This window comes from Sinorhizobium sp. M4_45, from assembly GCF_002885915.1.
GTDB lineage: Bacteria > Pseudomonadota > Alphaproteobacteria > Rhizobiales > Rhizobiaceae > Sinorhizobium > Sinorhizobium meliloti_A.
Window position 1 is genome coordinate 394,903 of record NZ_NWVE01000001.1, and the last position, 22,233, is coordinate 417,135.

Sequence of the window (22,233 nt, forward strand, 5' to 3'; positions counted from 1 at the left end):
CCCCGGTTGCATTCGAATGTCGCCTGAATGCTCTTCCATCAGAGAATTCAAGCCGCCGGAGCCCTCCTAGACCGGCTTGCGGAAAATGCGGGTGGAATCGAACAGGCCCTCCAGCGTCTTCATCCGGTCCCGGGTTTGGTCCCAGTTCGAGCTCTGTACCGCCTCGATCAGCGCCTCCACGAGGAAGAGCAGCATGACGGAACTGTCCCATGCGGAGGGAACCTCGATCCGGGCGCGGAAAACCTTCGATGAAGACTTGGCGACCGGAGAGCCCCACTGGTCCGTGAAGAGGATGATCTCGACGCCGCGGTCTCGGGCGGAGCGGGCGAGCGTTTCCATTTCCTGCTCGTAACGGCGGATGTCAAACAGGATGAGGACGTCTCCCGGGCGCATGTCCAGCACGTAATGCGGCCACGAACTCGGGTTCGCGGCGATCTGCGTCACGCCGGTTCGGATGACCTGAAGATGAGTGAAGAGGTAATCCGCGAGAGAGCGGGTGATGCGCCCGCCGACGAGATAGACCCTGCGCTTCAAATCGGCAACGAGTGCGGCGGCCGTGTCGAACTCCGCGGGCTCGATCTGCGACAGCGTCTGGCGCATGTTTCCCATGACCGCGTCGGCGAAGCGGTTGAGCGTATGGGTTCCCGGCGCGCTGGCCGCCCAGCGGTCGTGCTTCGCGATCGGATTGGAAATCGTCGCCTCGAGCTCCTGATGAAGCCGTGCCTGAAAGTCCGGGAAGCCGCGAAAACCGAGCTTCTGAACCATGCGGGCGACCGTCGGCGTCGAAACGCCGGCGTTCTCTGCAACGGTGGTGATCGAGCCGAGACCGGAGACCGGGTAATTATCGAGAAGTGTCTCCGCCAACTGCCTTTCGGCGCGCGTCAGCGCGGCGAAATGTGCGCTGATCACATCCGACACCGTCATGGAAGCCGTGTTGCCGTTCAATGTCGTCCCCTTGGCCGGTCTTTGCCAGCTTGCCGGAAATTAAACATCGCTGTCACAATCGGAGTCAATCGCAATTTTGAAAAGATCGTTTCAGTTTTCCATTGACAGCAGCCCATTCGTGAAGAATTCTCTTCATAATCATCGTCTGCCAAGGCATTGGGGAGCCGGTTTTGACGAGACTTTTGACTGAGGCAGAGGGCGACCCGGTCGCGATCGAGAACGCTGAAGCAGCGGGAGATTTTCTCTTCGTCTGCGAGCATGCCTCGAACCGTATGCCCGAACGCCTGGGAACGCTCGGTCTCTCCGGAGAAGCGCTCGAAAGCCATATCGCCTGGGATCCCGGCGCGTTGGCTGTCTCCCGGCTGCTCTCCAAAGAGCTGGATGGCACCTTGATTCATCAGCGTTTTTCGCGCCTTGCCTATGACTGCAACAGACCGCCGGAAGCGGCTGCGGCGATGCCTTCCGTCAGCGAGACCTATGAGGTGCCCGGCAACGTCGCCCTGTCGGCCGCGGAGCGGCAGGCGCGGATCCAGGAGATTTACCTGCCGTTTCACGCGGCGGTCACGCGCGCGGTGGCAGACCGCAAGGCCGCGCGCAGAGGGCCGGTTCTCGTGACCATACACAGTTTCACGCCGATCTATTTCGGCAAGCCGCGGACCGTCGAGCTCGGCATTCTGCACGATGCGGACAGCCGGCTCGCGGAGCGCATGCTTGCCGCCGCGGCGACCGCGGAGGCGGGATACGACGTCCGCCGCAACGAACCTTACGGACCGGCCGACGGCGTGACGCACAGTCTGATCGAATACGGTATCCGCCTTGGCGTGCCCAACGTCATGATCGAGATCCGCAACGATCTCATCCGCGATAAAGTCGGCCAAAGGGTCATGGCCGATTATCTGGCGGGGCTGCTCGCAACGAGCGCGGTTGCCCTTCCGGCACAATAATAGACCCGGGGAGCGGCGAAGCCGCGGTGATGACGGTGAACAGGAGAGATGCAGCCCATGATCGGATCGGCAGCTATGGGAGGGGAGCTTCCTCGTCCTGACGGCGCGCGCGGGGCAGGGCGCCGCGATGCCTGAATATTTGAAAACCTATGTGCGGACGGTCGACGGCTTCAATCGCCGCGTCGGCCGGACGACCATGTATCTGATCTTCGCGATGATGGGCATTCTGCTCTATTCGTCCGTATCGAAGGCCTGGCTGCTGCCGTCGCTCTGGACGCTCGAAATGGCACAATTCGTCATGGCGGCATACTACCTGCTGGGTGGGGCCTATTCGCTCCAGCTCGACAGCCACGTGCGTATGGACCTGGTCTATGGCCGCTGGACTGCGCGCACGCGCGCTGCGGTCGATGCGATCACCATCCTCATGCTCTTCGTCTATCTGGGCTTCCTGCTTTATGGGGGCGTTTCCAGCACTGCTTACGCGTTGAAATACGGTGAGACCAGCTATTCGAGCTGGGCACCCTACATGGCGCCGATCAAGATCGTCATGACGATAGGCATCGCACTCACTCTCCTGCAGGCAACGTCCATCTTCATCAAGGACCTTGCCCGGGCGATGGGGAGGCCGATCGCATGAGCTACGAGATGATCGCCTTCATGATGTTCTCGTCCATGATGATGACGATGCTGACCGGGCAAAGGGTCTTCGCGGCCATCGGTGTCGTCGGCGCGGTTTCGGCTGCCTTCCTCTGGGGCAATGGCGGCTTCGAGATGGCCTTCGCCGCTTCGATGAAGCTGATGAAATGGTATCCGCTGCTCACTTTGCCGCTCTTCATCTTCATGGGCTACATGCTGTCGGAGTCCGGGATCGCCGAGGATCTCTACAAGATGTTCCACGTGTGGATGGGCGGCCTGCGCGGCGGGCTTGCGCTCGGCACCATCGGGCTGATGGTCATCATTTCCGCGATGAACGGACTCAGCGTTGCGGGAATGGCGATCGGCGCGACCATTGCGCTGCCCGAGCTCCTGCGCCGCGGCTACGACAAGACGATGGTGACCGGAGTCATTCAGGCGGGCAGTTCACTCGGCATTCTGGTTCCGCCGAGCGTCGTGCTGGTGCTCTACGGCATGATCGCGCGTCAGCCGGTGGGGCAGCTCTGGCTTGCAGGCGTGTTTCCGGGGTTGCTTCTGGCACTGCTGTTTTCGATCTATGTGGTCTTTCGCTGCAAGATACAGCCGCATCTTGGGCCCGCGCTTCCCAAGGAGGAGCGGAACGTCCCGCTTGCCGAAAAGCTCAAGCTGTTACGCGCCGGCATCCTCCCCTTCATGATCTTCTTTCTGATGATGGGCCTCTTCGTGATGGGCGTCACAAGCCTTGTCGAGAGCTCCGCCGTGGGGGCGCTTTCTGCCCTCGTAGCGGCCTGGTGGAAGGGGCGTCTGACATGGACCGTTTTCGACAAGACGATCGAGCAGACACTCGGCATCTCCTGCATGTTCATGTGGATCATCCTGGCAGCGCTCTGCTTCGGTGCGGTCTTCGACGGTCTGGGAGCGGTCAAGGCGATCGAGTTCCTGTTCCTGGAGAAATGGGGGCTGGGCCCGTGGGAAGTGCTGATCCTGATGCAGCTTTCCTATCTGGTCATGGGCACGTTCCTCGACGACACAGCCATGCTGGTGATCGTCGCCCCGCTCTACATACCTCTCGTCGGCAGCCTCGGCTTCGATCTGATCTGGTACGGCGTGCTCTACACGATAACCTGCCAGATCGCCTACATGACTCCGCCCTTCGGCTACAACCTGTTCCTGATGCGTGCGATGGCTCCTCCCGAGATATCGCTGATGGACATCTACAGATCGGTGCTCCCCTTCGTCCTGGTGATGCTCGTGGGACTGGCAATCGTGACGGCGTTTCCGGAGATCGCACTGTGGCTGCCGCACCATGTCTATGTGAAGGGCTGACGGGGAGCCGGCGCCTTGCGCCGCAAGAGGTGAGACCTTCCGATGGGGGGCTCCGAAAAAGAAGTGAACGTTGAACGAAAACAGAGGGAAACGGACATGACCAACAGACGCGATTTTCTGAAGAAGGCCGGGCTTGCAGCCGCGGCCGGAACGACGGCGCTTGCTGCCCCGGCAGTGCGTGCGCAATCCGGAAAGATCACCTGGCGCCTGCAGACCTATGCCGGCCCGGCGCTCGCCGAACATGTCATCAAGCCGGCGATCGATGCCTTCAACAAGGCCGCCAATGGCGAGATGCAGATCGACCTTTACACCGCCGATCAGCTCGTGCCGACCGGCGAATTGTTCCGCGCCATGCAGGCCGGTACGATCGATGCGGTTCAGAGCGACGACGACTCGATGGCTTCACCGGTCGACATCAAGGTATTCGGCGGCTATTTCCCATTCGCTTCGCGCTACAGCCTGGACGTGCCGACGCTCTTTCATCAGTACGGCCTCAACGAGATCTGGGCCGAAGCCTACGGAGAAGTCGAAGGGGTCACCTGGCTTTCGGCCGGATCCTGGGATCCCTGCAACTTTGCAACGGTGAAGCCGATCAAGACGCTTGCGGACCTCAAGGGCCTGCGCATCTTCACCTTCCCGACCGCGGGCAAGTTTCTGACGCGTTTCGGCGTCGTTCCCGTCACTCTGCCCTGGGAGGACGTGCAGGTCGCCATGCAGACGGGCGAACTCGACGGGCTCGCCTGGTCGGGGATTACCGAGGACTACACGGTGGGCTGGGCGGACGTCACCAAGTACTTCCTGACGAACAATATCTCCGGCGCCTGGTGCGGATCGTTTTTTGCGAACTCCGCACGGTGGAAGGAGGTGCCGGAGCATCTGCAGACGCTGTTCCGCCTCTGCATCGACTCCTCGCATTACTATCGCCAGCACTGGTACTGGGGCGGCGAGGCGAAGTTGCGCGCCGAAGGCACCAAGCTGGAACTGACGACCATTCCGGACGAGGAATGGAAAACGGTTGAAGCGGAGGCCCTGAAATTCTGGGACGAGATTGCTGCCACCAGCCCGCGCGCGGCCAAGGTCGTAGAGATATTGAAGAAGTACCGCGAGACAATGGAAAAGGCCGGGCCGCCCTATCGCTATACCTGATCGGGGCCCAGCAACTGACACCCGGGGCTGCGATGCGGCCCCGGAGATGGACGGAACAATTCTACCGGTAGCAGACCGGAACCAGGACCTTCCCATGAGCGCGAACTATACATTCGATGATTTGAAGAGAGACGTGGCCGAGGGCCGCATCGACACGGTGCTGGCTTGCCAGGTCGACATGCAGGGCCGGCTGATGGGCAAGCGGTTTCATGCGGAATATTTCGTGGAAAGCGCATGGAAGGAGACGCATAGCTGCAACTACCTGCTTGCGACGGATATGGAGATGGAGACCGTTCCCGGCTACAAGGCGACGAGCTGGGAGAAAGGGTACGGCGACTACACGATGAAGCCGGACCTCTCGACCCTCCGGCGCATTCCGTGGCTCGAAGGCACCGCGCTGGTCCTCTGCGACATGCTGGACCATGACACGCATGCGGAAGTGCCGCACTCGCCGCGCGCCATTTTGAAGAAGCAGGTGGCGCGCCTCGAAGCCATGGGCTTCAAGGCCTATATGGCGAGCGAACTCGAATTCTTCCTCTTCGATCAGTCCTATGACGATGCGAGGCTCTCGGGATATCGCGACCTGCAGCTCGCCAGCGGCTACAACGAGGATTACCACATCTTCCAGACGACCAAGGAAGAGGATGTGATGCGGGCGATCCGCAACGGTCTTCAGGGTGCCGGGATCCCGGTCGAGAACTCCAAGGGCGAGGCGTCCGCCGGCCAGGAGGAGATCAACGTCCGTTACGCCGAGGCCGTGACGATGGCCGACCGGCATGCGATCATCAAGAACGGCTGCAAGGAAATCGCCTGGCAGCGCGGCAAGGCGATCACCTTCCTTGCCAAGTGGAACTACTCGGCCGCCGGCTCCTCGTCGCACATTCACCAGTCGCTCTGGAGCAAGGACGGAGAAACGCCGCTGTTCTTCGACAAGAACGGGCAGTATGGCATGTCTGAGCTCATGCGCCATTATGTGGCCGGTCAGCTCGCCCATGCGAGCGAGGTAACCTATTTCCTGGCGCCCTATATCAACTCCTACAAGCGCTTCATGGCCGGCACCTTCGCTCCGACCAAGGCGATCTGGAGCAAGGACAACCGCACGGCCGGCTATCGCCTCTGCGGTGAGGGCAGCAAGGCAATCCGTATCGAGTGCCGCGTCGGCGGCTCCGATCTCAATCCGTACCTTGCCTTTGCCGCCCTGATCGCGGCCGGCATTTCCGGCATCGAGAACAAGATGGAACTGGAGGCGCCCTTCGTGGGCGACGCCTATCAGGGCAAGGAGGTGCGCGAGATCCCGCATACGCTGAGAGAGGCGAGCGAGGCGCTTTCCGGTTCGAAGATGCTGCGTGCCGCTTTCGGCGAAGAGGTTGTCGATCATTATGTGCACGCCGCAGAATGGGAGCAGCAGGAATATGACCGGCGGGTGACGGACTGGGAGGTCGCGCGCGGGTTCGAAAGGGCGTAACAACGCCCTCCCCAATCCCTCCCCACGAGGGGGAGGGGCTACGTTGCGGCACCCTCCTATCGAAAGCCGATGCCTCCACAAGGAGCATGGCCGAATTACCGTGGGGAGCGGTGCCGCAAGCTAAGCCCCTCCCTCTCGTGCGGAGGGTTGGGGAGGGGAATTCATTGTGAAATGAGAACAGGAAGACGATCATGACGATGATCCGATGTGTTTCGCCGGTCGACGGCGAGGTTTATGCCGAGCGCCCGGCAATGCCGCTGGAGATGGCGAGGCAGGCCGTGGCACATGCGCGCCTCGCGCAGAAGGCCTGGGCCAGGCGCCCGCTCGATGAACGTGTGAAGCTGGTGCTTGCCGGCGTGGCACGCCTCAACGAGATGGTCGACGAGGTGGTGCCGGAACTCGCCTGGCAGATGGGCCGGCCGGTGCGCTATGGCGGCGAATTCAAGGGATTCAACGAGCGCTCCAATTACGTCGCTTCGATCGCGGCCGATGCGCTGAAGCCGCTCGTCGTGGAGGAGAGCGACCGCTTCGAGCGGCGCATCGCGCGCGAGCCGCATGGCGTCGTCTTCGTCATCGCTCCGTGGAACTATCCCTATATGACCGCGATCAACACGGTCGCGCCGGCGCTGATGGCCGGCAATACCGTGATCCTCAAGCACGCCAGCCAAACGATCCTCGTCGGCGAGCGCATGGTGCGCGCCTTCATCGAGGCGGGCGTTCCGGCGGACGTTTTCCAGAACCTGTTCCTGGATCACGACACGACGGCGGCGCTGATTGCCGCCAAGAGCTTCGACTTCATCAACTTCACCGGATCGGTCGAAGGCGGCCGGTCGATCGAGCGGGCGGCGGCCGGCACCTTTACCGGCCTCGGCCTCGAACTCGGCGGCAAGGATCCTGGCTATGTGATGGAGGATGCCGACCTCGACGCGGCCGTCGACACGCTGATGGACGGCGCGACCTACAATTCCGGCCAATGCTGCTGCGGCATCGAGCGTATCTATGTGCATGAGTCGCTCTACGACGCCTTTGTCGAGAAATCGGTCGCCTGGGCGTCCAATTACAAGCTCGGCAATCCGCTCGATCCGGAGACGACGCTCGGTCCGATGGCACACAAGCGCTTTGCGGCAACCGTGCGCAATCAGATCGCCGATGCGATCTCCAGGGGTGCCAAGGCGCTGATCGACCCGAAGCTCTTCCCGCAGGACGATGGCGGTGCCTATCTGGCGCCGCAAGTCCTTGTCGACGTCGATCACTCCATGGAGTTCATGCGCGAGGAAACCTTCGGGCCGGCCGTGGGCATCATGAAGGTGAAGAGCGACGCCGAGGCGATCGAATTGATGAACGACAGCCGGTACGGTCTCACCGCGTCGCTCTGGACGAAGGATGCGGAGCGCGCGGCGCGGATCGGCAGTGAGCTCGAAACCGGCACGGTTTTCATGAATCGCGCCGACTATCTCGATCCGGCGCTGTGCTGGACCGGCGTCAAGGAGACCGGCCGGGGCGGCTCGCTCTCGGTGCTCGGCTTCCACAACCTCACCCGCCCGAAATCCTATCACCTCAAGAAAGTGACCGCATGACCATCACCGCCAACTGGAGCTATCCGACCGCCGTCAAATTCGGCGCCGGCCGGATCAAGGAGCTTGCCGACCACTGCAAGGCGCTCGGCATCAAGAAGCCGCTGCTCATAACGGATCGCGGACTTGCCCCGATGGCGATCACGCAGCAGGCGCTCGATATTCTGGAAGCGGGTGGCCTCGGACGCGCGATCTTCGCGGACGTCGATCCGAACCCCAACGACAGGAACCTCGAAGCCGGCGTGAAAGCGTTCCGTGACGGCGGCCATGACGGCGTCGTCGCCTTCGGCGGCGGCTCGGGCCTGGACCTCGGCAAGTGCGTCGCATTCATGGCCGGCCAGACGCGGCCGGTCTGGGACTTCGAGGATATCGGCGACTGGTGGACCCGCGCGAGCGTCGAAGGTATCGCGCCGATCGTCGCCGTTCCGACGACCGCCGGTACCGGGTCAGAAGTCGGGCGCGCCAGCGTCATCACCAATTCGGCAAGTCATGTGAAGAAGGTGATCTTCCATCCGAAGTTCCTTCCTGGCGTCACGATCTGCGATCCGGAACTGACGGTCGGCATGCCCAAGGTGATCACCGCCGGCACGGGCATGGACGCCTTTGCCCATTGCCTCGAAGCCTATTCGTCTCCCTTCTATCACCCCATGTCGGCAGGTATCGCCCTCGAGGGCATGCGGCTCGTCAAGGAATATCTGCCGCGCGCCTACAAGGACGGCACGGATCTCGAAGCCCGTGCCAACATGATGAGCGCGGCGGCCATGGGGGCGGTCGCATTCCAGAAGGGGCTCGGCGCGATCCACTCGCTGTCGCATCCCGTCGGCGCGATCTACAACACCCATCACGGCATGACCAACGCCGTGGTGATGCCCCCGGTCCTGCGGTTCAACCGCTCCGCGATCGAGGAGAAGATCGGTCGCGCCGCCGCCTATCTCGGCATTGCGGGCGGTTTCGACGGTTTCTATGACTATGTGCTGCAGCTCCGGGAGGAACTCGGCGTTCCCGACAAGCTGTCGGCGCTTGGTGTCGGCACGGACCGTATCGACGAGATGGCCGAGATGGCGATCGTCGATCCGACGGCCGGCGGCAATCCCGTCGAACTGACGCTCGATGCCGCCAAAAAGCTGTTCGCCGAATGCATTTGACGGGAGCCGTCGTTAATTTTTTCAAGCCCGGAAAACCCATGTTTTCCGGGCTTTTTCGTTGCTCTTCAACGGGAAATGCGCCCCACGGTTAACTTTTGGGGGCCAAAAGTTTCCATTTCGTTAACCATGTTCTGCAAGGTTCTATTAAGGAAACCGCGCGCCGTGCATCGCTCGGCGGACCGGAAACGAGCAAGGACGAGGTGAGAGAAATGGCGGTCATCACATTCGCCAATGCAAAGGGCGGTGCGGGAAAGACGACCGCGGCGCTGATCCTGTCGACGGAACTGGCGAGGCAGGGAAACCGCGTCGTGGTACTGGACGCCGATCCGCAGCGCTGGATCACGAGCTGGTCCGAAGTGTCCGGCCGTGTCGCCAATCTCGAGGTGATTTCGCACGTCACTCCGGCTTCGCTTCCCTGTCATATCCGCGAACTCAAGGGTGAGGCCGATTTCATCGTCATCGACCTCGCCGGAGCCAAGGACGCGATCGTCGCGTTGGCGCTGGGTCTGTCCGATCACGTGCTGATACCGGTTCAGGGCTGTGCCATGGATGCGCGGGGGGCCGTACAGATTCTTGAACTTATCCGCCATATCGGAGAGAAGGCGAGGGTACGCATCAACCACTCGGTCGTGTTGACGCGCGTCAATTCGCTGGTGACGACGCGAGCGCTGCAGACGATCAAGGCGCTGCTCGCCTCCCGCGGCGTTTCGGTCCTCGATACGCCGATCGTCGAGCGTGTTGCCTATCGCGAAATCTTCGAGTGCGGCGGCACCCTGCAGATGATGGACCCGAACAGGGTCAGCAATCTCGACAAGGCGCGCGAAAACGCATACGCGCTTGCCGCCGAGGTGCAGAACCTGCTCCCCGTGACCGCACGCCGCGCCCTGATGTCCCGCCTGCGCTCGGCTTTGCCGCGGGCGGCGTAGCGATCGATCCCGAAGGGCGTTGCCGTTCAGAACCTTTTATCGATGAAATGCTTGGCCTGGGCGCCGGCGTGGTAGAAGACGGATTTCAGAGTCCGCCACGGATCCGGCGTGACCGGCGTCTCGGCAAGCGGGATCGCGGACGTGTCGCCGGTGACGTGACGGGCAAGCGCGCGGCCGAAGACGGTACCTGGGGCTATGCCGCGGCCGTTATATCCGCTGATCGATACGACATTCGGGGCGAGCACATGCATGGCCGGCAGATTGTTCGTGGTCATGCCGATGCGGCCGTCCCACCAATATTCGAAGCGGAAATCCCCGATAAAGGGGAAGAGCTTGCGCACGGACCGGGCGGCGAAGGCCCGGTGTGTGCCCGCGGCGATCGCATCGAGCCTGCCGATCGATCCGAAAATCAGCCGGTTCTGCTTGTCCATGCGGAAGGAGGTCATCACCAGCCCCGTGTCCCAGGCCCCCTGGCGTTCGGGCAATATGCGCTCGGCCACGTGGTCGGGCAGCGGATTGGTCGCGAACTGGAAATAGGGAAGGATCGTCAGTTCCTGCCGGAACTCCTTCCATGGGGTATCGGTGACAAGGCTTCCATAGGCGTTGGTCGCGAGAATGACGTGACGGGCCGTGACCGTCCCACGCCCGGTCTTCAATTTCCAGAGATCGCCTTGCCGGCTGGCTGCAAGGAGGGGGGTATCGGTGAAGATTTCGGCGCCGGCGGCAAGCGCCGCACGCGCCAAGCCCCGCGCATAGGCGAGCGGCTGTATCGTTCCGGCTCGACGGTCGAGCAGTGCGCCTGTGAAGCACTCGGCCCCTGAAAGCGCGTGCGCCTTTTCTGCCGAAAGCACCTCAACCGGAGCACCGCGTTTTTTCCATTGCGCCTCGCGCTCCCGGATTTCCTTGAGCCCTTCCGCACCGACCGACATATGCAGCGTGCCGTTGCGAACGGCTTCGCATTCGATTCCATGTTTCGCAACGAGATCATAGACCAATGACGGGCCGTCGCCGAGTTCGTCGAGAAGGCGGTTGCCCGCGGCTGCTCCCAGCGTTGCAATCAGGTCGTCCGGCTGCACCCACATGCCGGCATTGACCAGGCCGACATTGCGGCCCGAACCCCCGAAGCCGATCATCCGCGATTCGATCACCGCCGTCCTGACGCCTGTCTCGGCCAGATGAAGCGCGGCCGAAAGGCCAGTGAAACCACCTCCGACGATCACCACCTCGACCGCCAGGTCGCCTGCTAGCGGAGCGGTGCGCGGAGCGGCCGGTGCCGTCGCATGCCAGAGATTGGGGAGAGCACGCTCCGTTGCCATCGCGGACAGTTCCTTAGAGTCAGGGGTGTTTCGCCTGTGATAAAGGCAATGCGGCGGAGTTTTTCATGACAATGTTTCATGATGTCATGAGGCTGCTGCGGCCGGCAGGGCTGTATGGCATTCGAGGCAGCTCGAGCGTGTCGCGATCATGCGCATTCACGCGGCACGCTTGGCTGATTGTCGTGCGTCAGTCGACGAATTCGACCGTGACGCCAGTGCTCACCATCTTGCCGAGTTCGGTCGCATCCCAGTTGGTAAGGCGGACGCAGCCATGGCTCTGGGTCTTGCCGATCTTCGACGGCTCCGGTGTCCCGTGAATGCCGTAGGTCGGCTTCGATAGTGCGATCCAGACGGTGCCCACCGGGCCGTTCGGACCCGGCTGCAGTTGCAGGATCCTGTCGTTAGCGCCCTGCTGGAAGTTGATCTTCGGGTTATAGGTATAACCTGGATCGAAGGCGATACGCTCGACATGCACCGTCCCGGAAGGCGACGGCGTGTCGGAAGAGCCGATGGTGGCCGGATAGGCGGCGATCAGTTTCCCCGCCTCGTCGTAGGCGAGCACCTGCTTGCGGGCCTTGTCCGCGACGATGCGCGCCACCTTGCCCTTCTTGTTCGGGCCGGGATTGACGACTTTGATCGTCGTGCCGGGGATCGAAAAATCGGCACCGGGATTGAGCTCGCGCAGATAGGCCTCGTCCATGTGGAACTTTTCGCCGAGCATCTCCGTCACGGACGTGAACGACAAATGCGGCAACTGCGCCTTGTGGGCGTAGTCTTCCGGAATGGAGGCGACAAAGGGGCCGGCCGCATCCGCCGCGGTGATCGTGTAGGTCGTAATCGGCAAGCCGCCGTTGAAGCGCAGCCGCTCGAGAATGTCTTCGGTATTGTTCGGATCGAGCGTTTCACCCGTTGCCTGCTGCCAGGCTTCAATGGCCTTGGTGACGTTCGAGCCCATCTTGCCGTCGATCACGCCGGGAGAAAAGCCTTCGCGGTCGAGGAAGACCTGCAGGGCAGCGATCTCGGCGCGCGACTTTCCTCTCGCCGTCATGGCCGGCGGCATCGGCTGTGCCAGCGGGTCATTGTATTGCGGATCGTAGGCGGCCTCCTCACGATCGGAGAGCGAGGGAAGGCTGTTGGGCAGATCCTCGCGCTCGACCGGAGCGGGCGCAATATCGCGATATTCGGGAATGGCGCCGGTAAACTCGCCGGGCTCGGAATAGCCGTAACCGCGATCGCGGGGATCGGGATAGCCATCGCGCCCGTATTGGCGGCGCCGCTGTCCGCGACCATAGCCGTCATTCGGCACGACGGTGGCGACGATATTGCCCCACGGATCCACGAGCACCGTGCGTCCGCGCCGGTCGCGCATGGCGTGAACCTCGGCCTCTCCGGGGATATAGTCGAGAATGTCGCCTTCGGGGGTGACGAGCATCACCTCGCCGCCGCCCCAATAGCCACCATAGGCATCCTGTGCGTTGGCGGGCGCAAGCTCCACGGCGATGAGGGCGAGTGCTGCGAAGAGCGAAAGGCCGGTGCGGGTCGCGGGCGTCACTAGGGAACCTGTCTTCATGGCGGTTGCTTTGCGGCGGTACATACCGATTTGGACGTTAATGTGAAAAAAGTGAATTCATCATGAACAGCCGGTTAAATTAGTTAGGCCAACATCCTGCCCATTGCAACGCTCGCCGAAATGGCCCGGTTCCGAGGCTTCGACTATCATGGATTCTCTGCCTGATTCCGGGCTCCTTGCGAGGAGGTGAAATGCGGACGACCTTGAACGCGGCCGATGGCGCCGCGATCCACCTCCTGTTCGACCCGTCCTCGGCACTCGATGTCGCGGCCTTCGTCGTGGCCGGCGTCGACCTGTCGCCCGGCGCGGCGATCCCCTCGGACGGCGATCCGCGGATCGACCGCGCGCTTGCGGGTTTCCTGTTCACCTGCGGTCCCGACCACATTCGTCATCCCGAGGCTCTGGAAGGCGGCGCCGGCGCCTATTATCCCCTGCACGGTTCGCTCGCCGGAACGCCTGTCAGCCGGACCGATATGTGCGGGGCAGGCGATCGCCGTACTGCGGTGACCGAAGTCGATCTCGCCTGCGGCGGCCGAGCGGCCATAGAGCGGCTCTGGCAAGTCGATGCGGCCGCGCACGCCGTGACGCTTGCCGACCGCGTCGTCAACATCGGTTCGTCGGCCTTTGCGCCGATGATGATGTATCACATGAACATCGCGGGGCGGCTGCTCGGCGAGAAAACGCGGATCGAAAGCCCGTCGGTCGAGGGCGGGTCGCTTCCCTGGCGCTTCGGCGAGGGGGACAGCGCGCACTTCTGCCGGCCGGCCGTTGCCTGTGACGGATGGTCGGAGGTGGCGCTGAGCGCAATGCCGGGTCTTCAGGGGCGTACACTCCGTGTGCGGTTCCGGACCGAGACGCTGCCGTTCCTGCAGATGTGGCGCTGTCAGCGCGGCGGCGCCAACGTCGTCAGCATCGAACCGGCCTCGCATCGCCTGGCGAAGCGGCCCGAACTTGCCGCAAACGGGGAGCTTGGCCTTCTTCAGCCCGGTCAATCGCGTGAATATCGCCTGGCTTTCGCCGTCTCCCGATGACGCCTTCTCGATTGACGCCGCCCGGCGCCGGGCCTAAATCAGGGCAACGCTTTTCTTGAGGGACGCCACATGGACATTCGCCAGATCAACGATGAGTACTCGGTTTCGGGCCAGATCACCGTCGACGACCTCGACGAGATCAAGGCGCTCGGCTTCAAGTCCATCGTCTGTCATCGCCCGGATTTCGAGGCCCCCGATCAGCCGACCTTCGACGCCATCGCGGCGCGTGCCCAGGAACTCGGGCTGGAGATCACCCATATCCCGGTCGGCCCGATGGGCGTGACCGCGGACGCGGTCAAGAGCATGGTCGACGCATTGGACGAATTCCAGCGACCGATGCTCGGCTATTGCCGCTCCGGCGCCCGCTCCACCGCAGTCTATCAGCAGACGCTGCATATTCGGGGCTGAGGCGGGCCCGGCGCAGCCGGGCCACCAAAAGCACTCACCCGTTGCGGATTTCGCTCAGCGTCCGCGTCGGCGTGATCGCTTCCGGGTCGAGCTTGATCTCGATGATGGCCGGCTTGCCGCTCTCACGCGCCCGCAGGAAGGCGCCTGCAAATTCTTCCGTCCTCGCCACCGTTTCGCCGTGGCCGCCATAGGCGCGGGCGAGCGCTGCGAAATCCGGGTTCGTCAGATCCGTCGCGCTGACGCGGCCTGGATAATCGCGCTCCTGATGCATGCGGATGGTACCGTAGATACCGTTGTTGACGACGAGCACGATGATGGGGAGTTCGTAGCGGACGGCGGTCGCGAACTCCTGGCCGTGCATGAGGAAACAGCCGTCCCCGGCAAAGCAGACCACCTCGCGGTCGGGATGCAGATGCTGGGCCGCGACTGCGGCCGGCAGGCCGTAACCCATCGAACCGGAAGCGGGAGCAGCCTGCGTCCCGTAACGCCTGAAACGGTGGAAGCGATGGAGCCAGGTGGCGTAGTTGCCTGCACCGTTGGTGAAGATCGTCTCCGGCCCCGTATTCGCCTCCAGCCAGTTCACGATCGGGCCCATCTGCACGTCGCCCGGTCCCTTCTCCGGCGGCGTCGACCATTTGAGGTAGGCCGCATGCATTTCCCCGGTGCGGGCGGACCAATGGGGCTCGGCCGCAGGCGTCAGGCTAGAGAGCGCCGCGACGAAGTCGCGCGGGCTCGCGGCAATTGCGAGGTCCGGACGGTAGACCCGGCCGAGTTCGCCCGGATCCGGATGGACATGCACCAGGGTCTGCCTCGGGTAGGGGACGTCGATCAGCGTGTAGCCGGAGGAAGGCATCTCCGAGAACCGCCCGCCGACGAGGAGGACGAGGTCGGCATCCCGGATTTCGCCTGCCAGCGACGGGTTGATGCCGATGCCGACATCGCCCGCATAGTTTGGATGCAGGTGGTCGAAAAGCATCTGGCGGCGGAAGGAGCAGCCGACAGGCAGCTGCCAACGCTCGGCGAAGCTCTGGAATCCGGCTACGGCCTCGGCGGACCAGCGAGTACCGCCGAGAATGGCGATCGGCCTTTTCGCGGTGGAGAGAAGCTCTGCAAGCTGAGAGATCTGGCCTGGGCCGGGGTGGCTTTCCACCGGCCGGTAAGCGCGTGCGGCCGGTGCTTCGGCGCTCTGTGTCAGCATGTCTTCCGGCAAGGTCAGGACCACGGGGCCGGGACGGCCGGACGTCGCGACGGCGAAGGCACGCGTCACGAATTCCGGGATGCGCGCCGGATCGTCGATTTCGCCGACCCATTTTGCGACTTCGGTAAAGGCCCGGCGATACTCGATTTCCTGAAAAGCCTCCCGCTCGCGGGCGTCGCGCTGTACCTGGCCGATGAAGAGGATCATCGGAACCGAGTCCTGCCGGGCCACGTGGAGTCCGGCGGAGGCATTGGTCGCGCCGGGGCCGCGGGTGACCATGCAGATGCCGGGCTCGCCCGTCAGCCGGCCCCAGGCATCCGCCATCATTGCGGCCCCGCCCTCCTGCCGGCAAACGACGACCTCGATGTCGGCGTCATAAAGCGCATCGAGCACCGCCAGATAGCTTTCTCCCGGTACGCAAGAGATGCGCTTCACCCCGTTTGCGGCAAGCGCCTCCACCACCAGTTGTCCGCCCGTTTCCATGTGCACCTCCCAAATGCTGTCCTGTTTCGCCGCTGTCAGATCGCCGGCGACACCGGCGCGATACCCGCCGTCTTCTGCACCTGTCGCTCGCGCCAGATGATATAAAGTCCTGAGCCGATGATGATCGCGATCCCCAGCCATTTCAGCGCGTCCGGCAGATCGCCGAAGACGAGCCAGCCGAAAATCGTCGCCGAGACGATCTCGAGATATTGCAGCGGCGCGAGCACCGAGGCCGGCGCCGCCCGATAGGCATAGACGCCGAGCACGCCGGAGATCGTCGCGGTGACGCCGACTCCCAACAGAAAGTACCAGGCGCGCCCGTCCGGCCAGACCGGATCGAAGACGCTCGATCCGCTGCCCTCGCCGAACCAGAGCAGCGCGAGACAGAAGAGGCCTCCCCAGATGCCGGCATGGAACTGCATCGACCAGGGATCCTCGTTCTGCGCGACCATGCGCGTCACGAGCAGGAAAACGGCGAGACCGAAGGCGGCGACGATCGGCAGAAGCGCGACCCAACCAACTTCCTGCATGCTCGGCTGGATGACGAGCAGCGAACCGAGGAAGCCGACAGCGCAGGCGGTGTAACGGCGCCAGCCGATCGTCTCCTTGAGGAAAATGCTGCCGAGAATGGTGAGGATGATCGGTTCCACGAAGAAGATGGCGATGGCATCGGCCACCTCCATGACCTTCAGCGTGGTGATGAAGGAAAGCATGGTCACCACCAAAAGGCCGCCGCGCAGCGCATGCAGCGCACTCTTGCGCCAGGTGAGATCAAACAGCGTGCCGCGCAGAAGGACGATCGGCAGGATGAAGACGATCTGCAGCAGGAAGCGGGCCGCCGTGATCTCGGCCGAGGGAACCGTCGCTATGGCGAGCTTCGAGAAGATGTCGATCAGCGGCGACAGCAACACCGAAAGGACCATCAGCGTCAGGCCGTAGGAGATCCGGTTGTGGTCGATTGCCGCCTTGGAAAGGGAGAGCTCGCTCATGGACGGTGCCGCTTTCCCCCGACTGCCTTCAGGCACCAGGCGGCGAACTCCGTCATCGCTTTTTCCCGTCCAATCTCGTTCAGCGTTTCGTGGCGCATGCCCTCGTGAATTACGATCGTGACATCCGTCATGCCCCGCGCTTTCATGCGGTTGCCCAGCCAGCGAACGGCCTCTCCGTTGAGGGTGGAAGGATCGGCGCTGCCGCCGGCGAGGTGAACCGGCAGGCTGGAGGGCAGCCGCGACAGCCGGTCGGAGCGGGCGCCGGCAAAGGCGAAGGCGAATACGTCGAGCCACAGCGATACGGTCGGGTCGAAACCACAGAGCGGATCTTCGAGATATTTGGCAACCTCGCTCTTATCGCGCGAGAGCCAATCGAAATCGGTCTGCCGGTCGGCGATGCTGGTGCTCCAGGCACCGAAGGTGAGTTTCGTCACGAGCGGACTTGGCACGTCCGAACCCTTCAGCATCTTCTCGATCGCCAGCAGCAACTGGCCGCCGCGCCCGGCAAGGCCGGGCCGGAAATTGGAGTTCCACACAGCAAGCGCGTCGTAGAGTTCCGGATCGGTTTCGGCGGCGTTAAGCGCGATCAGGCCGCCCATCGAATGGCCGAACAGCACGACCGGCAGGCCGGGATGGCTGGCCGCCGCCATATCGCGGAGCGCGCGGAGATCCGCGACGACCTTGGCCGCGCCGTCCCGCTGCGCGAACATGGCGGGAGATGCATCGGGGGCACAGCTCGTGCCGTGGCCGCGGTGGTCATGGGCGTAGACGTGGAAACCTTGGCCGGCCATGGCTTCGGCAAAGCGGGCATAACGGCCGGAATGCTCGGCAAGGCCGTGGCTGATGACGAGAATGCCTTGCGGTTCGCCCGCGGCGCCGAAATGGCGCCAGCCGAGCGTCGCGCCGGTCGGGCTTCGATGCGTCCTCACCTGCCCGAACATGCCATGCGCTCTCCCCCACTTGCGGATGCCGTGCGGATATCAAATCGATTTGGGTGGGAAAGGCAACCGCAGCTTGTTGCTCGTTGCGCATGAGATCACAACGAATCCGCAGATGCGATTCAGGGTCGCAATTTTCCCGTATATGGAGTTATTTGTTCCTGTTTTGTTTCCTTTAGAGGGTTTGGGGCAATGAAGACAAGGGCGATGATGCATCTGATCAGGTTGGCGGCGCTGGCGCTGGGTTTGGCGAATGCGCCCCTCGCTGCGGCTCAGGAGAGTGAGGCGAGCGAGGGCGAAACCGGCGCGGGAAGGACGGAATATGTCCTCGCCGTGAGTTGGCAGCCGGGATTCTGCGAGACCCGGCCCGATCGCAAGGAATGCGTCGATCAGACCGCGGAGCGCTTCGACGCCACGAATTTCTCGCTTCATGGACTATGGCCGCTCAAGAAGAGCTATTGCGGCGTGGAGGCGGATCTGAAAGCGCGCGACCGCAAGGGCGATTGGCTGGAACTGCCGGAAGTCGCCATGGGGGATGAGACGGCCAAGCGCCTGCTCGTCGCCATGCCAGGCGTCAAGTCCGGTCTGGACCGGCACCAATGGCTGCGCAACGGTACCTGCCAGACGGCAAACGCCGAGGACTACTTCGCGCTGCAGCTTCGGCTTCTGGACGAGCTCAACCGGTCGGCGGTGCGTGCGCTCTTCGCCGGCGGGATCGGCAGGGAACTCGACGAAAAACAGATCAAGCAGGCCTTCGACCAGGCTTTCGGGGCGGGGGCCGGAGACCGGGTGCGCATGCGTTGCCAGTCGGTGAACGGCCGCGACGTGATTACCGGGCTGACGATCGGGCTCTCGGGCGACCTCTCGGGCAAAGCCGAGCTGGCGGATTTGATCCAGGCGGCGGGGCCGACGGAATTCAAATGCGCGAAGGGGGTCGCAGACGCTGCCGGGCGGGGCTGATCCGGACCGCAATTCGCATTGAGGAGGCGGCGGGGGAGCGTGGGGGCAAGGGCCTTTGGCGTTGCCCCGCCACCATAATTCGCCTACATAGCGGGCAAAATTCCCTTCCGATGCGGAGCATTTCCTTTATGGCACGTCAATTCATCTATCACATGGCCGGGCTGAACAAGGCCTACGGTAACAAGAAGGTCCTCGAGAACATCCATCTCTCCTTCTATCCGGAGGCGAAGATCGGCATTCTCGGCCCGAACGGGGCCGGTAAGTCGACCGTGCTCCGGATCATGGCCGGCCTTGATACCGAATATACCGGTGAGGCCTGGGTCGCCGAAGGTGCGAAGGTCGGCTATCTCGCACAGGAGCCGCAACTCGATCCTCAGAAGAACGTGCTCGATAACGTGATGGAAGGGGTGGCTGCCAAGAAGGCGATCCTCGACCGCTACAACGAGCTGATGATGAACTATTCCGACGAAACCGCGGAAGAGGGCGCCAAGCTCCAGGACGTCATCGACAGCCAGAACCTCTGGGACCTCGACAGTCAGGTGGAAATGGCGATGGAAGCGTTGCGTTGCCCTCCGGGCGATGCGGAGGTCACCAATCTCTCCGGCGGTGAGAAGCGCCGCGTGGCGCTTTGCAAGCTTCTGCTGTCGCAGCCCGAACTGCTTCTGCTCGACGAACCGACCAACCACCTCGACGCGGAAACGATCGCCTGGCTCGAAAAACACCTGCGCGAATATCCGGGCGCCGTGCTGATGGTCACGCACGATCGCTACTTCCTCGACAACGTCACAGGCTGGATTCTCGAACTCGACCGCGGACGGGGCATTCCCTATGAGGGCAACTACTCCGCCTATCTGCAGGCGAAGGCCAAGCGCATGGCGCAGGAAGGACGCGAAGAGGCTGCCCGCCAGAAGGCCATCAGCCGCGAGCAGGAGTGGATCTCTTCAAGCCCCAAGGCCCGCCAGGCGAAGTCCAAGGCTCGTATTCGCGCCTATGACGAGCTGGTCGAGGCGGCTGCGGACCGGCGTCCGGGCGATGCGCAGATCGTCATTCCCGTGGGCGAACGGCTGGGACAGGTGGTCATCGAGGCGGAGAATATTTCCAAGGGTTATGGCGACCAGCTGCTGATCGAAGGCCTGAGCTTCAAGCTGCCGCCGGGCGGCATCGTCGGCGTCATCGGCCCGAACGGCGCCGGCAAGACGACGCTCTTCCGCATGATCACCGGCCAGGAGCAGCCCGACGACGGTTCCATCCGGATCGGGGACAGCGTGCAGCTCGCCTATGTCGACCAGAGCCGCGATGCGCTCGACGCCAACAAGACGGTCTGGGAAGAAATCTCGGGCGGCAACGACATCATCAAGCTCGGCAAGCACGAGGTCAATTCGCGGGCCTATTGCTCGACCTTCAACTTCAAGGGCGGCGATCAGCAACAGAAGGTCGGCACGCTTTCGGGCGGCCAGCGCAACCGCGTTCACCTTGCCAAGATGCTGAAGTCCGGCGGCAACGTCGTCCTGCTCGACGAACCGACCAACGACCTCGACACCGAGACCCTGGCCGCACTGGAAGATGCGCTCGAAAACTTCGCGGGTTGCGCCGTTATCATCAGCCACGACCGCATGTTCCTCGACCGCCTTGCCACCCATATCCTCGCCTTCGAGGGCGACAGCCACGTCGAGTGGTTCGAAGGCAATTTCGAGGATTATGAAAAGGACAAGATCCGCCGCCTCGGCCCGGACTCGGTCAATCCGAAGCGCGTAACCTACAAGCGCCTGACGCGTTGACCGTCATAGGTTTGCGGCGGCGCATCGCTGACCGCGTTCTTTGAGCCTGCACATCCAGCGAAGGCGGCTTCTCCGGGTCGCCATCGCCGGGCTTCGCCGCGCATCCTCGGGGCTTGACCCGAGGATCCGTTCACAAGCGACCGATACTCAAACAGGCGGCGTTACGCGCAGTCCGTTGCATGCACCGCGTCATCCACGGAGTTCGGCTGCTATGCCCGGCGTGTGGGTCCTCCGGTCCAGAGGTCGACGGGCAGAGCCTGCTCCCGAAGCGTTCTGAAATCTCCACAGATCGTAGCGCGCCATTTGTCGGCCGGGCGACCGCAAGGGCCGGCCGTTCTATCCTCCAGGCGCCATTCCATTGCCTCTATGCGCAAATCTCTTGCGCGGCCGCCACAAATCACATAAACATATCTTTATGTGTTGATGGGGAAGGCTATGGCTGATCGGGAAACGCTTGGTTTGGATGCGCTGGTCGACGTGCTGAAGGCGGCGGGCGAGCCGACGCGCCTGCGCCTGCTGGCCCTTCTCTCGGCCGGCGACCTGACGGTCACCGATCTTACCGAAATTCTCGGGCAGTCGCAGCCGCGCATTTCGCGTCATCTGAAATTGCTGGCCGAGGTCGCGCTCATCGATCGCTATCAGGAAGGCGCCTGGGCCTATTTCCGCCTGCGGCAGGAGGGCCGTCGCGTCGCGCTGATCCGCGAGCTTCTCGCATCGGCTGCAGCCGACGATGCAATTCTGGCCAGGGATGCAATCCGCCTTGCCACGTTGAAGAGAACCCGCGCGGAGAAGGCGCAGGCCTATTTCAGCCGCAACGCCGCCGAATGGGACAAGCTCAGACGTCTGCACATCGCCGAAGGCGACGTCGAGGCGGCGCTCAAGGCGATGGTCGGCGACGAGCCGGTCGACAGCCTGCTCGACCTCGGCACAGGAACCGGACGTATCCTGCAGCTCTTCGAGGGCATTTACCGTCGCGGCATCGGCGTCGACGCCAGCCGCGACATGCTGGCGGTCGCCCGGTCCAACCTGGACAGGGCCGGCATCACCAAGGCGTCGATCCGCCACGGCGACATCTTCAACCTGCCGCTTGATGGTCAATCCTTCGATCTCGTCACGATCCATCAGGTGCTGCATTATCTCGAGGAGCCCGAGGCGGCGATTGCCGAGGCCGCGCGCATGCTCGTCCCGGGCGGCCGGCTCGTGATCATCGATTTCGCGCCGCATGGGCTTGAACATTTGCGTGACGACCATGCCCATGCGCGCCTGGGCTTCTCGCACCAGACAATGAGCGAATGGCTGCAGAAGGCGGATCTTTCGCTCGAGAAGACGACCGATCTTGCGCCGGAAGGCGGGCAGGAGGGGAAGCTGACTGTCACCATCTGGCTGGCGCGCGATCAGCGCGCGGTCGAAACCGTTGCCGACTTGCCGCGCCAGCGTCTTCATGCAGGGGGAGTTTGA

Annotated in this window: 19 protein-coding genes; 13 read left to right on the forward strand and 6 right to left on the reverse strand. The window is 63.0% G+C overall.

The features are described 5' to 3' along the window. Positions 1 to 66: 66 nt before the first annotated feature. Complete coding sequence (locus tag CN933_RS01900; RefSeq protein ID WP_018095496.1) at positions 67 to 945, reverse strand: MurR/RpiR family transcriptional regulator; 879 nt, start codon at positions 943 to 945, stop codon at positions 67 to 69. Between the two features lie 170 nt (positions 946 to 1,115). On the opposite strand from CN933_RS01900, the gene CN933_RS01905 reads away from it, so the two are divergent. The 8 genes from CN933_RS01905 to CN933_RS01940 all read left to right on the forward strand — a co-directional run bounded on the left by CN933_RS01905 (position 1,116) and on the right by CN933_RS01940 (position 10,104). Continuing rightward, positions 1,116 to 1,889, forward strand: a complete 774-nt coding sequence (locus CN933_RS01905; protein ID WP_018095495.1) for an N-formylglutamate amidohydrolase — start codon at positions 1,116 to 1,118, stop codon at positions 1,887 to 1,889. Between the two features lie 127 nt (positions 1,890 to 2,016). After that, positions 2,017 to 2,526: a TRAP transporter small permease subunit gene (locus CN933_RS01910; RefSeq protein WP_018095494.1), complete on the forward strand. Its 510-nt coding sequence runs from the start codon at positions 2,017 to 2,019 to the stop codon at positions 2,524 to 2,526. Then, positions 2,523 to 3,848, forward strand: a complete 1,326-nt coding sequence (locus CN933_RS01915) for a TRAP transporter large permease (protein ID WP_018095493.1) — start codon at positions 2,523 to 2,525, stop codon at positions 3,846 to 3,848. Before CN933_RS01910 ends, CN933_RS01915 begins: the two co-directional genes overlap by 4 nt. A gap of 96 nt (positions 3,849 to 3,944) precedes the next feature. Further along, complete coding sequence (locus tag CN933_RS01920; RefSeq protein ID WP_018095492.1) at positions 3,945 to 4,994, forward strand: TRAP transporter substrate-binding protein; 1,050 nt, start codon at positions 3,945 to 3,947, stop codon at positions 4,992 to 4,994. Positions 4,995 to 5,088: 94 nt separating this feature from the next. Beyond that, the gene (locus CN933_RS01925) at positions 5,089 to 6,459 is read left to right on the forward strand and encodes a glutamine synthetase family protein (RefSeq protein WP_018095491.1); all 1,371 of its coding nucleotides are present in this window, start codon (positions 5,089 to 5,091) and stop codon (positions 6,457 to 6,459) included. A 191-nt stretch (positions 6,460 to 6,650) separates the two neighbouring features. After that, on the forward strand, positions 6,651 to 8,036 hold the full coding sequence (locus CN933_RS01930; RefSeq protein ID WP_018095490.1) for an aldehyde dehydrogenase family protein: 1,386 nt from the start codon (positions 6,651 to 6,653) through the stop codon (positions 8,034 to 8,036). Beyond that, complete coding sequence (locus CN933_RS01935; RefSeq protein WP_018095489.1) at positions 8,033 to 9,178, forward strand: iron-containing alcohol dehydrogenase; 1,146 nt, start codon at positions 8,033 to 8,035, stop codon at positions 9,176 to 9,178. The genes CN933_RS01930 and CN933_RS01935 overlap by 4 nt, the downstream gene beginning before the upstream one ends. A gap of 209 nt (positions 9,179 to 9,387) precedes the next feature. Beyond that, positions 9,388 to 10,104 (forward strand): AAA family ATPase, encoded by a 717-nt coding sequence (locus CN933_RS01940; RefSeq protein WP_003529183.1) that lies wholly within the window; start codon positions 9,388 to 9,390, stop codon positions 10,102 to 10,104. Positions 10,105 to 10,130: 26 nt separating this feature from the next. On the opposite strand, the gene CN933_RS01945 is transcribed toward CN933_RS01940, so the two are convergent. Then, positions 10,131 to 11,420: an NAD(P)/FAD-dependent oxidoreductase gene (locus tag CN933_RS01945; protein ID WP_102761205.1), complete on the reverse strand. Its 1,290-nt coding sequence runs from the start codon at positions 11,418 to 11,420 to the stop codon at positions 10,131 to 10,133. 187 nt (positions 11,421 to 11,607) lie between these two features. Further along, positions 11,608 to 13,014: a L,D-transpeptidase family protein gene (locus CN933_RS01950; RefSeq protein WP_102761206.1), complete on the reverse strand. Its 1,407-nt coding sequence runs from the start codon at positions 13,012 to 13,014 to the stop codon at positions 11,608 to 11,610. Between the two features lie 167 nt (positions 13,015 to 13,181). Between CN933_RS01950 and CN933_RS01955 the strand changes: the two genes are divergently transcribed. Both CN933_RS01955 and CN933_RS01960 read left to right on the forward strand, forming a co-directional pair. Next, entirely contained in the window at positions 13,182 to 14,021 is an 840-nt protein-coding gene (locus tag CN933_RS01955; protein ID WP_018095485.1) for a DUF4432 family protein, read from the forward strand. Between the two features lie 69 nt (positions 14,022 to 14,090). After that, positions 14,091 to 14,429 (forward strand): protein tyrosine phosphatase family protein, encoded by a 339-nt coding sequence (locus CN933_RS01960; protein ID WP_010969769.1) that lies wholly within the window; start codon positions 14,091 to 14,093, stop codon positions 14,427 to 14,429. 34 nt (positions 14,430 to 14,463) lie between these two features. On the opposite strand, the gene CN933_RS01965 is transcribed toward CN933_RS01960, so the two are convergent. The 3 genes from CN933_RS01965 to CN933_RS01975 are packed head-to-tail and all read right to left on the reverse strand — an operon-like array spanning position 14,464 to position 18,040. Then, on the reverse strand, positions 14,464 to 16,110 hold the full coding sequence (locus CN933_RS01965; protein ID WP_018095484.1) for a thiamine pyrophosphate-binding protein: 1,647 nt from the start codon (positions 16,108 to 16,110) through the stop codon (positions 14,464 to 14,466). A 35-nt stretch (positions 16,111 to 16,145) separates the two neighbouring features. Further along, entirely contained in the window at positions 16,146 to 17,099 is a 954-nt protein-coding gene (locus CN933_RS01970) for a DMT family transporter (protein WP_018095483.1), read from the reverse strand. Beyond that, positions 17,096 to 18,040 (reverse strand): alpha/beta fold hydrolase, encoded by a 945-nt coding sequence (locus CN933_RS01975; protein ID WP_018095482.1) that lies wholly within the window; start codon positions 18,038 to 18,040, stop codon positions 17,096 to 17,098. The genes CN933_RS01970 and CN933_RS01975 overlap by 4 nt, the downstream gene beginning before the upstream one ends. Positions 18,041 to 18,229: 189 nt before the next feature. On the opposite strand from CN933_RS01975, the gene CN933_RS01980 reads away from it, so the two are divergent. The 3 genes from CN933_RS01980 to CN933_RS01990 all read left to right on the forward strand — a co-directional run bounded on the left by CN933_RS01980 (position 18,230) and on the right by CN933_RS01990 (position 22,233). Further along, complete coding sequence (locus tag CN933_RS01980) at positions 18,230 to 18,997, forward strand: ribonuclease T2 (protein WP_018095481.1); 768 nt, start codon at positions 18,230 to 18,232, stop codon at positions 18,995 to 18,997. Positions 18,998 to 19,125: 128 nt separating this feature from the next. Next, positions 19,126 to 20,775, forward strand: coding sequence for an energy-dependent translational throttle protein EttA (ettA, locus tag CN933_RS01985; RefSeq protein ID WP_102761207.1), 1,650 nt, complete (start codon positions 19,126 to 19,128; stop codon positions 20,773 to 20,775). A 435-nt stretch (positions 20,776 to 21,210) separates the two neighbouring features. Continuing rightward, a complete protein-coding gene (locus CN933_RS01990) occupies positions 21,211 to 22,233 on the forward strand; it encodes an ArsR/SmtB family transcription factor (RefSeq protein ID WP_018095479.1) in 1,023 nt (340 codons plus the stop codon).

Bases quoted from the DNA above. Each gene is read 5' to 3' on its own strand.
- CN933_RS01980 (WP_018095481.1), top strand. From the start codon at position 18,230: ATGAAGACAAGGGCGATGATGCATCTGATCAGGTTGGCGGCGCTGGCG.
- ettA (WP_102761207.1), top strand. From the start codon at position 19,126: ATGGCACGTCAATTCATCTATCACATGGCCGGGCTGAACAAGGCCTAC.
- CN933_RS01935 (WP_018095489.1), top strand. From the start codon at position 8,033: ATGACCATCACCGCCAACTGGAGCTATCCGACCGCCGTCAAATTCGGC.
- CN933_RS01925 (WP_018095491.1), top strand. From the start codon at position 5,089: ATGAGCGCGAACTATACATTCGATGATTTGAAGAGAGACGTGGCCGAG.
- CN933_RS01945 (WP_102761205.1), bottom strand. From the start codon at position 11,420: ATGGCAACGGAGCGTGCTCTCCCCAATCTCTGGCATGCGACGGCACCG.
- CN933_RS01955 (WP_018095485.1), top strand. From the start codon at position 13,182: ATGCGGACGACCTTGAACGCGGCCGATGGCGCCGCGATCCACCTCCTG.
- CN933_RS01970 (WP_018095483.1), bottom strand. From the start codon at position 17,099: ATGAGCGAGCTCTCCCTTTCCAAGGCGGCAATCGACCACAACCGGATC.
- CN933_RS01975 (WP_018095482.1), bottom strand. From the start codon at position 18,040: ATGTTCGGGCAGGTGAGGACGCATCGAAGCCCGACCGGCGCGACGCTC.
- CN933_RS01990 (WP_018095479.1), top strand. From the start codon at position 21,211: ATGGCTGATCGGGAAACGCTTGGTTTGGATGCGCTGGTCGACGTGCTG.
- CN933_RS01930 (WP_018095490.1), top strand. From the start codon at position 6,651: ATGACGATGATCCGATGTGTTTCGCCGGTCGACGGCGAGGTTTATGCC.
- CN933_RS01960 (WP_010969769.1), top strand. From the start codon at position 14,091: ATGGACATTCGCCAGATCAACGATGAGTACTCGGTTTCGGGCCAGATC.
- CN933_RS01915 (WP_018095493.1), top strand. From the start codon at position 2,523: ATGAGCTACGAGATGATCGCCTTCATGATGTTCTCGTCCATGATGATG.
- CN933_RS01950 (WP_102761206.1), bottom strand. From the start codon at position 13,014: ATGTACCGCCGCAAAGCAACCGCCATGAAGACAGGTTCCCTAGTGACG.
- CN933_RS01940 (WP_003529183.1), top strand. From the start codon at position 9,388: ATGGCGGTCATCACATTCGCCAATGCAAAGGGCGGTGCGGGAAAGACG.
- CN933_RS01965 (WP_018095484.1), bottom strand. From the start codon at position 16,110: ATGGAAACGGGCGGACAACTGGTGGTGGAGGCGCTTGCCGCAAACGGG.
- CN933_RS01910 (WP_018095494.1), top strand. From the start codon at position 2,017: ATGCCTGAATATTTGAAAACCTATGTGCGGACGGTCGACGGCTTCAAT.
- CN933_RS01920 (WP_018095492.1), top strand. From the start codon at position 3,945: ATGACCAACAGACGCGATTTTCTGAAGAAGGCCGGGCTTGCAGCCGCG.